The sequence below is a fragment of the Enterococcus sp. DIV1094 genome (genome assembly GCF_017316305.2).
GTDB classification, from domain to species: Bacteria; Bacillota; Bacilli; order Lactobacillales; family Enterococcaceae; genus Enterococcus_B; species Enterococcus_B mangumiae.
Genome location: NZ_CP147250.1, coordinates 1621592 through 1634488 on the forward strand (window position 1 = coordinate 1621592; position 12897 = coordinate 1634488).

Genomic DNA, 12897 nt, shown 5'->3' on the forward strand with positions numbered 1-12897 from the left:
CAAATGAAAGAGAAAACAGAGACTTTAGTCATAGGATCTGGTCCTGGTGGCTATGTAGCAGCGATCAGAGCTGCCCAATTAGGTCAACAAGTGACAATTGTAGAAAGTAAGCATATCGGTGGGGTCTGCCTAAATATCGGTTGCATTCCTTCGAAAGCACTGATCCATGCGGGACATACCTATCAAGAGTCAAAAAATAGTCAGTATTTTGGCATCATCAATAAAGAAACGGAAGTAGACTTTCGTGCTGTGCAACAATGGAAAGAGAACAAAGTGGTTCGTCCATTAACGACCGGTATCCGAGGGCTCTTGATGAAGAATAAAATCCGTATCATCGAAGGCTATGCGAGATTCACTTCGCCTCATCGGGCATTGGTTGATGGGAAAAAGGGACAAACAACGATTGACTTTGACCATGCGATCATTGCCACAGGTAGTCGACCAATTGAAATTCCTGGCTTTAAGTATGGGGGGCGGATACTTGATTCGACAGCGGCACTCTCGTTAGAAGCGGTTCCTAAAAAACTAGTGATTATTGGCGGAGGTGTCATTGGGACTGAACTAGGTAGTGCCTATGCGGATCTAGGCGCAGAAGTCACCATTCTGGAAGGAACCGATCAATTACTGCCAACCTACGAAAAAGATTTAGTCCAAGTAGTCGAGGAATCCTTTAAGAAAAAAGGCATCAAGGTGTTTACGGAGGCGCTCGCAAAGGAAGTAAGCGAAAATGGGACAAGTATTGATGTCACTTTTAGCACAAAAAATGCTGAACAAACGCTTTCGGCTGATTATGTGTTAGTTACGGTTGGAAGAAAGGCGAATACCGCAGATATCGGCTTAGCAGAGGCTGGTGTATCCGTCGAATCAAATGGGTTGGTGAAAGTGAACCAACAGTACCAGACAAGTCAAGCGCACATTTATGCGATCGGCGATGTGATTGCTGGACCAGCTCTCGCACATAAGGCAAGTTACGATGCAAAAGTGGCGGCAGAAGTCATTAGTGGGAAAAAGGTAGAAAAAGATTATCTAGCGATTCCAGCAATCTGCTTCACTGATCCTGAAATTGCAGTGGCTGGTCAGACACTTGCAGAAGCAAAAAGCCAAGGCTTATCTGTTAAAGCAGCAACATTTCCTTTACAAGCAAACGGGCGAGCATTGTCTCTGAATGCACCCGAAGGATTTGTTCGATTAATCGTTGAGCAAGAAACGGATACGATTGTCGGTGGACAAATCGTTGGTCAAGGGGCAAGTGACTTGATCGCAGAAATCACTTTAGCGATTGAAGCGAATTTGACGGTGGAAGATATTGCTTTGACGATCCATGGTCATCCAACGCTTTCTGAAACAATCATGGATGCGGCAGAATTGGCTTTAGGATTGCCAATCCATTTGTAATGAGAAAAGTAACTAATCATTTATTATCTAGGAGGGATTTTATTGTTAAAAAGTAAAGTAAAAGAAATTGGCGAATTAGTAGAAGCTTTTGAAGAAGAAATGCTTTTGATTTTATTTGGTCCCTCAGCCACAGAAGAATTAAAATCGATTTGTGTGATCCATGAAACGATGGATACAAAAAAGAATGTTCTTAGCCCAGGTACAGCGATCCAGTTTGGCGATACAAGTTACAAGATCACAAAGGTGGGCAATGCTGCCAATCAAAACTTTGACGAACTCGGGCATGTGTCGATTTATTTCCAAGAAGGCGAGAACGAAATTCTACCAGGAGCAATTTCTGTAGAACCGTCGATTTATCCCAAGTTGGCGATTGGTGATATGATAAAAATCGGCGGATAGCGTGATTGTGAGAGAAGTACACAGATTCGAAAAATAAGCATAGTTAAATAAGCCGAAATCCACAAGATCTGGAACAATTTTGTGGATTCCGGCTTATTTGGGTTGTTGGTTCGTTCTTTTTTCTCACGACCTATTTTTGATGAGTAGAATAATCGCTTGTTCCACTGTTTCGACGGAGATTGGAATGACATGGTCCATTGACAAAGCAACTGGTGTATAGAGGGTTCGTTCACACAACAAGCGATGAGACGGTGCAGTCGCAAAGTCGATCGCTTCTTCGTTTAAACGGTTGTAGATCATGGGTTCAACAGAAATATCACACGTCGTCACGCCTTCCAATGCTTCGCGATAGATCAGATATTTGATATCCGAATGCGTCACGATACGTACAGATAATTTTTGTTTATCTAAGCGTAAAATACCAGTTAATTCAATCACAAATGAGCGCAGACAATTTGGGTTGATCTTTAATTGATAAGGCAATGTGTTCGTCCAATCGCTAACAATCTGTTTTACTTCTTCAAATAACTGTCGTTGTTCGTCGGTCAATAAGTGAAATTTTTCGGGTAAGAACAATTGGTAGTTTTTCCACGCAGAACGCAGAATGCGGATCAAAGCACGCTCAAATGCTTTATTTCCAAGAAAAGAATGGCCAAAGTGTTCCTCGAACTGTTGGATCAACTGCTTAGTCTCTGGATTATTTTCAATAAAGACTTGATGAAGTTGCGCAAAATCCTGCTCGATTGCTTCATAAGTAGCAAATCCATAATCACAGAGATTGAAAAGGATCAGAATAAAATAAAATTCATTTGGCTGAAAAAATTCTCTAAAAGGACTTTCTTCCCAAGCAACAAGAACAAAATCATAAATTGGTCTTTTTTTGATTTCATCAATGAAGGATTGATCGACAGATAGTGGAGAATTTTTTTGATAGAATAGGCTGATCAAAAAGCCTGTTTGTAAGATCTCTTGAGTATCGCGATCATAGATACGTCCACTTTTTTTAGTGACCGCTTGGATAAATTCCTGCGCTTGGACATCAAAAGAGGCAGGAACAGAGAACTCAGGCAACGTGCCTGTTCGATAACTCACATTTAGTAAAATCAAACGTCTTTCGATATCAGTGAAGCGAGGAGAGTGATATTCGATGGAGATATCACATGCTTGAAAGTAGTCTAATACTTGTTTCTTCAACGCATAGGCTTTGCTGACGGAAACAAACTCAAGCTCAGTCAGTTGGATATAATCAGGTTCATCTTCTAAGTAAAGAAGGCAGGTTTTTAAAAATAAAGACGGTCGAGAGATGCGTTGCATCAACTGGAAACGAGGAGTCGTTGGTTCGAAGTATAAAGAATAGGTTTCTTTTTCTTTTGAGTGGTAAATGATTTGGTCGCTCAGTTCTCTACTTAATGATTTGATATCATTCAACAAAGTTGTTTGGCAAACATGTAACAAAGTAGCTGTTGTTGGAAGATGGACTTCTTTATTTATATAAAACTGTCCACAGAGAAATAGTTGGCGTAAGAGATTTTTCTCGAGATAATGTTCAATCATGGGGAATCCTCCCTATTTGTATATTCATGCACAAGCACTTAGCTATTATGCCATGTTTTTCGTAGATGTGCATCTATCATTTGATGGGTCTTAGCAAAAGCAAGCCTATATTTAATTACTGTTGTTATTGTATCTGCTTTATCTAAAAAAATGAGGCTTTGATCAACAGAAAAAATCGAATTGAAAAAGAGATAGCGGTTTTCTTTCAGACGAATAAATGATTTTGTTTTCTTATTTTTGTTCGTGAGCTAAACGTTATAATCAATAAAACAAGTCATTTCTTGCTAAAAAGTTTAGCTGAATCGTTCGTTTTTTCGAGGTGAAAATACAGAATAATCAGACTTTATTTTTTTTATCTTCAAAGAAAGGGGCGTTAAGAGATGTTATTAAAAAAAAATTTTTAAAATTGGGGCGTATAGTCAAACACGTAAACTGATCAAGAAACAACAGCCGGCCGATTATTTCCTATGATCAGGTACCAAGAGAGGAGAAATACACAATGGATGATATGGATATCAAAGCCGTCTTTATTGGCGACAAAGCAGAAAATGGACAAGTTTATAAAATGTTATTGAACAAGATGGTCGATGAACATTTAGGTTGGCGTGAAAATTATTTACCAGGTGATCTACCTGCAATCAGTGAGGCAGACAAATCAAAGCCATCTTATCTTGCGACACGTCAACATATGATGGAAGTTTTAGATGAAGTGAGTGAACGGATGCGCGCTGGTTCAATCCCTTGGCATTCAGCCGGACGTTATTGGGGACAAATGAATGCAGAAACATTGATGCCAGCTTTATTGGCATATAACTTTGCGATGCTTTGGAATCCTAATAATGTGGCATTGGAATCATCAATGGCAACGTCACAAATGGAAGCAGAGATCGGTGAAGATTTTGCTAAACTCTTCAGTATGCCGAATGGCTGGGGACATTTGACAGCAGATGGCTCGATTGCGAATTTAGAAGGACTCTGGTATGCACGTTGCATCAAATCGATTCCTTTAGCGGTCAAAGAAACGTATCCGGAAAAAGTAAAAGACTTATCAGATTGGGCATTACTTAATTTATCTGTAGAAGAAATTTTAGAAATGATCGAAACATTTACTGATGAAGAATTGGATCGTGTCAAAGCAGCTTCATCACGAAGTGGGAAACACATCCAAGAATTAGGTAAGTGGATCGTCCCTCAAACGAAACACTATTCATGGATGAAAGCATTGGATATTTGTGGTGTTGGATTGGATCAAATGATTGCGATCCCCGTGGATGACTGCTACCGAATGGATGTCCAAGTATTGGAGAAAACGATTCGTGAGTTAGCGCAACAACAAATCCCTATTTTAGGTGTAGTCGCTGTTGTAGGTACAACAGAAGAAGGACAAGTCGATCGTGTCGATAAAATCGTTGAACTTAGAGAGAAATTGAAAGAGGAAGGAATCTATTTCTATCTCCACGTGGATGCAGCTTATGGTGGTTATGCGCGCTGTTTGTTCATGAATGAAGCGTATGAATTTGTTCCTTATGCCTCATTAGCAGATTTTTATCGAGAACATCATGTTTTCCACCACGAAGTGAAAATCGAGCGAAGTGTCTATGAAGGCTTCAAGGCAATCAGTGAAGCGGAATCAGTGACAGTTGATCCCCATAAGATGGGTTACGTTCCTTATGCGGCAGGTGGAATCACGATCAAACATAAAAGCATGCGCAATATCATTTCTTATTTTGCCCCTTATGTGTTTGAAAAATCCGTGAAAGCACCAGATATGTTAGGTGCCTATATCCTAGAAGGCTCAAAAGCTGGAGCAACAGCTGCGGCAGTGTGGACAGCCCATCATGTGCTACCGTTGAACGTCACAGGTTACGGTCAACTCATTGGTGCATCGATCGAAGCCGCACAACGTTTTAGAGAATTTCTTGGTCAATTAAGCTTTACAGTCAATGGGAAAACAATTGAAGTCTATCCGTTGAATCATCCAGATTTCAACATGGTCGATTGGGCATTCAAAGTGCAAGGCTGTACAGATCTAAAAGAAATCAATCGCTTGAATGAAAAAATGTTCGATGTGTCCTCTTATATGGACGGGGATGTGTACGATGAACGCTTCATCACTTCTCATACTACATTCACGCAATCTGATTATGGCGATTCTCCTGTGGCATTTGTCGAAAGTATGGGTGTATCAAAAGAAGAATGGCAAAAAGAACAACAAGTCACTTTGTTGCGTGCTGCGATCATGACCCCTTATTTAACAGATGATAGCATCTTTGCTTATTACACCAAAGCCATCAAACACGCAATGGAAGAAAAACTAAAAGAAGTTCTTGCGTAGTTCTAGTGATAGAAAGAAGGATCGATCATGACAGACTCAAAATCTACAAAACAGCTGTCAACGTTAACATTTATTGGGATGACTTGCGCATTAGTCGCAAGCATCCGCAATATTCCTGATGTCGCTGCCACTGGTTGGACGATGTTGTTTTATATGTTAGTTGCTGTACTTTTTTATGCGTTTCCGATCTCTCTGATCTCAGGAGAATTTGCCGGAATGTTTCCTCAAAAAGGAGGGCCCGAACTATGGGTCTCTCAATCTCTCGGTAGAAAATGGGGATTTGTCGTCTCTTGGCTTTTATGGGTGCAGATGTTTCCCGGAATGGTCATGGTTGCCTCAGCACTTGCGCCTTTGTTTGGGAATATGGTCAATAATGTCCCATTAGGCTTGAATAGTAAATTTACGTTACTCGTGATCTTAGTCGTTTACTGGATCATCACAGTATTGAACCTAAAATTCGATATGGCAAAAATCGGAGGAAAGATCGGCGTCTGGTTGGGGTTATATATCCCATTGGCTTTGATGCTGCTGTTGGGTGTTGCCGCTTGGATCAAAGTTGGTATCATGCCAAATGGAACATTAGGAAAATTTTCGTGGGATCTACTCGTTCCAAATCCAAGCACTGCCAAATCATTCGTTTATTTTGCACCGATCATGTTCATTTTTACTGGAATCGAAATGTCTTCTGTTTATATCACTCGATTGAGCCATCCAGTTAAAACTTATATCCGCGGTATTTTCGCCGCCTTGGTCTTTTTGTTTGTAGTAAATACGTTGAATGCTTTAGTCGTCGCCAATGTCGTGCCAAAGGGCCAAATGGAATTGAACAACATTGCCCAATCGATTTCGATCGATTGCCAAATTCTTGGATTGCCACATATGATCGTCAATCTGTTTAGCTTACTCGTATTTGTCGGTGTCGCTGTCCAACTATCTGCTTGGGCTTCTGGTCCAGCAAAAACTGTCACAGAAAGCGCAAGAAAAGGAGCGTATCCTCCTCGCTTCAATTTTTGGAAAACCAATGAATTCGATGTATCCAAAGCAGTGATTTTGACACAATCCATTATCATTTCTGTATTTGCATTATTCTATTTGTTGATTCCTGGAGTCAATCAAGCATTTTTGATGCTAGTCAATGCAACGACAGTCATTTATTGTATTGTCTACATTATCATGGGCATCGCATTCTTACATTTTAGAAAAACAAATCCAGAGATTTCTCGTCCATTTCGGATTGGCAAAAAAGACGGAAAAGGAAATCTTGGGGCATGGCTGGTCGTTCTGATCTTATTCGCATCAATCGTTTTTTCTGTCGGACTTACGCTAAAAGCCGGCACATGGATCAACTTTGTGGCTGTCGCATTGATCAGTGGTATTCTTTTTGTGGCGCCATTATGTATTGAAAAAATCAGAAAACCCTCGTGGGAACAAGAAATAAAAAACAAATTAAGTGAACAAAAAATCCAAAAACAATCGAAGTAAAAGAAGAAAATGTCGTTTAAAAAACAAACGCTGAAGCCTGTCTCACATTAAATTACACTAATTATTTCATGTTTGCCTGAAATAATCGACAGGAGAAACTACCCTTCTTACGTATAATAAGTATATCAAATGAAATACAGGAGGGACTGCCGATGACGTGGTACAAAGAAACTGCTGAACAAACAATGAAAACATTAAAGACGACCAAAGACGGTCTTGCCAATCAAGAACGTACCAGTCGTTTAGAAATACAAGGACGAAATGAAATAGAAGTAAAAAAGAAAGTGAGTCCGCTTCGGAAGTTTTTGAAGCATTTTACGGATTTGTTGATGGTCATCCTGATGGTCGCTTCCGTTTTGAAGTTTCTAACGGGTGATTATATTGAAGGTGGGATTATTTTACTTGTCGTAGTCATCAATAGTTTTGTTGGCTATTGGCAAGAACGAAAAGCAGAAGAGTCACTCAACGGGCTAAAAAGTCTGATGAGTCAAGACGCAGTGATTTTTTCTGAGGGAGTCAAAAAAAGTATCCCAGCAACCGAGATCGTGCAAGGAGATATCGTTAGTTTAAATGCCGGAGATGTCGTACCAGCCGATATTCGTTTAGTTGAAACATATGGCTTGATGATCGAAGAAGCTGCGTTGACCGGTGAGTCTGATGCGGTAGAGAAAATCAGTGATCCGTTAGTCGATGAATTAGGTGCAGGGGATCAGCTCAATATGGCTTTTTCTGGCACACTTGTTCAAGCTGGATCGGCGCTTGGTGTCGTCGTTGAAACAGGAAATACGACAGAGATCGGAAAAATCAATCAAGCGCTACAATCGGTTCAACAACAAACAACACCTTTAGTTCGTAAGATCCATCAGTTGAATAAGCAAATTTTTAGAGGGATCGTTTTTCTGAGCTTATTCTTGATTTTCTTTACCTCATTTAGGTATGGGTTAGAGTGGAACTTTCTGTTTTCAACGATCATTGCATTGATCGTTTCCATGATCCCAGAAGGCTTACCAGCCGTATTGACGATGATCTTGTCTCTTGGTGTCAATGAAATGGCGCAAGAACAAGCCATCATCAAAGGGCTACCTTCCGTTGAGACACTTGGCTCAATGACGGTGATCTGTTCAGATAAAACCGGTACATTGACTAAAAATGAAATGACGGTTGTTGAGACAATGACAGAAGATGAGACACGTTTACTTGAAATCATGAAAAACTGTCAGGAAGTACAAACAAAAGATGATCAAGTAGTGGCATCTTTGAGTGGCAATCCAACTGAACTGGCTTTATTACGTTACACAGCTGAAAAGAATCTTCCCCTAAGAGAGGCTCTTGCCAAACTACCATTTAGCTCCAGCTACAAATATATGGCAACGATGCATGAAGAACAGGACCATGCAGTAGTGTTTGTCAAAGGAGCGCCAGAAGTTTTATTATCAAAATCTTCCTTGTCACAGTCAGAGCAGCAACAATGGATCGACCAAGCATCGCAACTAGCGAAAAAAGGGCAGCGAGTGTTAGGCTTTGCTTATAAGCAAGTAGCGATCGATCAGGAGTTAGTCCATAACGAACTGGAACAGCTGACATTTGTCGGTATTGCAGGCATCATTGATCCACCAAAAGAGAGTGCCATCCAAGCAGTAAGAGAGTGTCAACAAGCTGGAATCTCAGTGAAAATGATTACCGGTGACCATAAAGACACGGCGCAAGCGATTGCGGATCAAATCGGATTGAAGCACACGAGCAACGTTCTTGAAGGAATCGATATCGATCGACTTTCTGATCAAGAGTTAGCGAAAAAAGTAAGAACAGTCGATGTCTTTGCTCGAACGACACCGGAGCATAAATTAAGGATCGTAGAAGCTTTGCAAAAAAATGGCGAAATCGTCGGGATGACCGGCGATGGTGTCAATGATGCTCCAGCATTGAAGCGTGCGGATGTCGGGATCGCTATGGGGATCAAAGGAAGTGAAGTCAGTAAACAAGCCGCAGATATGGTCTTGGGGGATGACAACTTCCATACGATCGCTAAAGCAGTCAAAGAAGGCCGTCGTATTTTAGACAATCTACAAAAAACGATCAGCTTTTTCTTACCAACTTCCTTAGCGCAAGGGTTAGTGATCATCTGGGCATTACTTGTGAACCAACCATTGCCTTTGACACCAGTCCAGATCTTATGGGTCAATATGGTCACGACGATCACGTTATCCTATGCTTTAGGATTTGAACAAGCAAGTAAAGATACCATGAGTCGTCCGCCAAGAGACCCTAACCAAGGGATCTTGACCAAGTATAATGTGTTCCGGATTTTCTACGTGTCCCTCTTGATCATTATCCCAGCTTACTGGTTGGCAATGCGTTTTGAAGGACAAGCGTTGCAACAAACCGTTCTTTTACAAAACATCGTTGCGGCCCAAGCAGTTTATATGATCAATTGTCGTGAGCAAGTCGATGCTTCATTGAATAAAGGCTTTTTCCAAAACAAATTCTTGTTTATTTCATTAGGTATTTTATTTGTACTCCAAACTGGCGTCATCTATCTACCTTTCGCACAACAAGTCATTGAAACAACGAGCTTGAGTTTCAGCCAACATTTACCGATCCTGGCAAACGTACTTCTATTATTTACGATCGTAGAAGTCGAGAAGCGAATCAGTAAAACATGGATCAAAAGAAAAGAACAAGAAGCATTTGCGGGCAACTAAGAATCGTCGATCGTTCAATAGGTAAAACTAAACAGGCAGTCTTTCTCTATATTTCTGTAGAGAAGGACTGCCTGTTTTATTACTCAGTGTTAAACGCTTCTTTCACAACCTAGATAAACGGTGTTCAAAAGCCAGCTCCTTCAATATTAAGTCAAAAATTGAAAAAATATGAGAAGCTATTTTCTCAATTTCTGCCTTAATACTTGGAGCTGAACGGCTTTTTCACAACCTATGATAAACGGTGTTCAAGAAGCAACACTTCAATAATAAGCCAAAAAAATCAAAAATGAAAAAGCCATTTTCGATTTTTCTGGCTTATTATTCAGTGCTGAGCGCTTCTTTCACAACCTTACAAATAACTTCTAAATGTGAGTTCGGTCAATTGGTCGAGCTCATTTTTGGTTGGGATGGTGGAGATGTAGATAATTGGTATCGGGACTTGGTCGAGTGGGGTGTTCGAGACGAACAAGTCGTTTTTATGGAACGTTATATCGGAAAGTTGTGATAATTCTACTGGGATCAATTGCACTCGTTTGCCAAAATAATCATTTAACTCTTGTTGTAAAAAAGCTTTCCAAGAGGGTTCGCCTTGAAAGAAGAAATACAGGTTCAGCTTATTCGGACGAACGGATAGGATCGCTTGTTGGATCAAGAATGATAGAAGATGTAAAAAATATTCGTCTTCTTGAACAGGCAATTCTTGTTTCAATTGAGCAAGTAGTTCTTGTTTGAATGGATACAACTGTGGATATTGTCGTTCATATTCTTCTAAGAAGTACTGGTACTGTAAATTCAACTGTTCAATCAAAATCGGTGATTCATGGTATTTCAGCAGTAAAAGAATCAAGTTATCCGCAAGTTTCGTCTCGTTTAATTCTTCCAAATGCAAGGTATCAGCCAAATCTTGAACGAATTGTTTGATCTTGCCTGAAAAAGGATAACTTTGTAAGATATCTGCCACGGGTTCTTGGTATTGATTATTGTAATTCCAGCTTTCTAAAAAGCAAAAGAAAGCAAAAATCAATTCATCTTTTTGTAAATAAACTCCTTCTAATTCATAAAGAGCAGTAAGTTCAGTAGTATAAACAGAGTAAAGGGCATCCTCAGGCTCAAAGAAAGAGTCATCGATCCGACAATTTGCTTTGACACGAATCGTGTTGATAAAAAACCAACATATCCCGAAAATCTCTTCTGTTTCAACATAAAAAGGGGTTTGTTTCAGCCTTTTTAAAAAACGGAAATAATGCGTTTCATGGATAGAATAGTCTTCAAAAAAATAATTGTTATGGGTAAAGGGCATCAAAAGACGATGATAGAACAAGCGGATCGCATTTTCAGAACCGGTCATCGTGCTTGTATATTTTGTCAGCTTGATCTGTAACCCGTAAGGAACGAGTTGACGATTGACCTTTCTTGTATGGCGTTTCAACGTTTCATAAGAAAGTCCGTTGGCTGCTAAAAAATTTGTTGTCGAACATTCTTTCGTGAACAAAAGTTCCTTGATCAATTGCACACTGACGGATTGTTTTAGAAATAACTCCCATAGATCATTGGCAAGTAAATTTTTTTGATTAAGTAAACGGATCCCTGACTGATCACTATCGATCACCCAGCCTTCAGGTAATTGTGAACGGATCACTTGTAAATCGGAAAAAATCGTACGTTCCGTTGTATTGGTTTCTTCAGCAAGTTCATTGACAGTGATTTTAGGATGGTTTAACAGTAGTTCGATCAATGTGACTTGTCGTTGCAAATCTTTTTCAGTGATGATCTTGTGCATGAGCGAGTACATCAGACATCCCTCCTTCAAATCAAATTATAGCATAACCCTTGACGTGTATAAGCGGTTTCTTATAAATTTGACAATAGATAACAGAGAGATTTTATTGAAAGGTGTGAATGAAAATCAAAACAAAAGTCGAACAATACAAACGCTTATTAGCGATCGCAGAAGCCGGTCTATTCTATGGGAAAGATCCCTTTGACGAGGAACGTTACCAAGAATTGAAATCGATTGCTTTATCTTTATTGAGTGATGGCGAAAAGGAAATCGAAGAACAATTGACTTTTATTTTAGAGAAAAATGAAGGCTATCCAACACCCAAAGTCGATGTACGTGCGTTTATCAAACAAGAAAATAAGATCTTACTGGTGGAAGATCATCACACAAAAGAATGGGCATTACCAGGTGGATTTGCAGAAATTGGCTATTCGCCAAAGGAAAATATCGAAAAAGAGGTCAAAGAAGAAACTGGGCTAACGGTGAAGGTGGATCAGCTGCTTGCTATTTTTGATACAAATGCCCGAAAAGATCTCCCGCAAGCATTTCAATACTATAAAGTCATTTTCGGTTGTTCGGTTATCGAAGGTTCTTTTGTCGCGAATAACGAAACTTCAAATAGCGCTTTTTTTGCATTAGATGATTTACCTGCCCTTTCCCAAAAACGGACGACAGAAGAACAACTTGCCATCTTAGCTAATGGGATTTTACCTTATTTTGATTGATTGAGCTATTTTTTCGTTGCAAATGCAACAAAAATAAGTACAATAGAAGTACGACCGAAGGAGAGAGAAGATGGCAGAAATCATTAGAGAGATCGGGGCGATTGCCCGAGCGTTAGATTCGATCAGTAATATTGAGTTCAAAGAGGTTGCGCTGACAAGAGGACAGTATCTTTATCTCGTGAGGATTTGTGAAAATCCGGGAATCATTCAAGAAAAAATAGCAGAAATGCTCAAAGTTGATCGTACGACAACTGCCCGAGCATTAAAGAAGCTGGAAAGCAATGGACTGATTCGACGAGTGACTGATGAACAGAACAAGAAAAACAAAAGGTGTTATCCGACAGAGCAAGGAGAAGCACTCTATCCGATGATTATTCGAGAACATCATTATTCTACACAGGTCGCTTTGGCTGGGTTGTCTGAAGAAGAAATCAAGCAGTTGGAAAGATTATTGACACATGTAAGAAAAAATATTAGTGAAGACTGGAATTATGTGAAAAAAGGCAATAAGCGCCTGTATTGAGA

At 39.9% G+C, this 12897-nt stretch carries 9 protein-coding genes; 7 read left to right on the forward strand and 2 right to left on the reverse strand.

The window, feature by feature from the left end:
• Window positions 1-3: 3 nt before the first annotated feature.
• The gene (gene lpdA, locus DOK79_RS07850; RefSeq protein ID WP_206855635.1) at window positions 4-1395 is read left to right on the forward strand and encodes a dihydrolipoyl dehydrogenase; all 1392 of its coding nucleotides are present in this window, start codon (window positions 4-6) and stop codon (window positions 1393-1395) included.
• Between the two features lie 42 nt (window positions 1396-1437).
• A complete protein-coding gene (locus tag DOK79_RS07855) occupies window positions 1438-1794 on the forward strand; it encodes a PTS glucitol/sorbitol transporter subunit IIA (protein ID WP_206855637.1) in 357 nt (118 codons plus the stop codon).
• Between the two features lie 123 nt (window positions 1795-1917).
• On the opposite strand, the gene DOK79_RS07860 is transcribed toward DOK79_RS07855, so the two are convergent.
• Window positions 1918-3348 (reverse strand): DNA-binding protein, encoded by a 1431-nt coding sequence (locus tag DOK79_RS07860; RefSeq protein WP_206855639.1) that lies wholly within the window; start codon window positions 3346-3348, stop codon window positions 1918-1920.
• A gap of 499 nt (window positions 3349-3847) precedes the next feature.
• Between DOK79_RS07860 and tdc the strand changes: the two genes are divergently transcribed.
• From tdc to DOK79_RS07875, 3 genes are all read left to right on the forward strand, one after another.
• On the forward strand, window positions 3848-5683 hold the full coding sequence (gene tdc, locus DOK79_RS07865; RefSeq protein ID WP_206855642.1) for a tyrosine decarboxylase: 1836 nt from the start codon (window positions 3848-3850) through the stop codon (window positions 5681-5683).
• 27 nt (window positions 5684-5710) lie between these two features.
• Complete coding sequence (locus DOK79_RS07870) at window positions 5711-7165, forward strand: amino acid permease (RefSeq protein WP_206855646.1); 1455 nt, start codon at window positions 5711-5713, stop codon at window positions 7163-7165.
• 152 nt (window positions 7166-7317) lie between these two features.
• Entirely contained in the window at window positions 7318-9867 is a 2550-nt protein-coding gene (locus DOK79_RS07875) for an HAD-IC family P-type ATPase (protein ID WP_206855649.1), read from the forward strand.
• A gap of 349 nt (window positions 9868-10216) precedes the next feature.
• Here DOK79_RS07875 and DOK79_RS07880 read toward each other — a convergent pair whose 3' ends face one another.
• Window positions 10217-11659: a helix-turn-helix domain-containing protein gene (locus DOK79_RS07880; protein WP_206855651.1), complete on the reverse strand. Its 1443-nt coding sequence runs from the start codon at window positions 11657-11659 to the stop codon at window positions 10217-10219.
• A gap of 113 nt (window positions 11660-11772) precedes the next feature.
• Here DOK79_RS07880 and DOK79_RS07885 point away from each other — a divergent pair, with 113 nt between their 5' ends.
• The gene (locus DOK79_RS07885) at window positions 11773-12372 is read left to right on the forward strand and encodes an NUDIX hydrolase N-terminal domain-containing protein (RefSeq protein WP_206855842.1); all 600 of its coding nucleotides are present in this window, start codon (window positions 11773-11775) and stop codon (window positions 12370-12372) included.
• A gap of 70 nt (window positions 12373-12442) precedes the next feature.
• Window positions 12443-12895 carry a MarR family winged helix-turn-helix transcriptional regulator gene (locus DOK79_RS07890; RefSeq protein ID WP_206855655.1) on the forward strand — a complete coding sequence of 151 codons (453 nt, stop codon included), beginning with the start codon at window positions 12443-12445 and terminating at the stop codon, window positions 12893-12895.
• Window positions 12896-12897 lie beyond the last annotated feature (2 nt).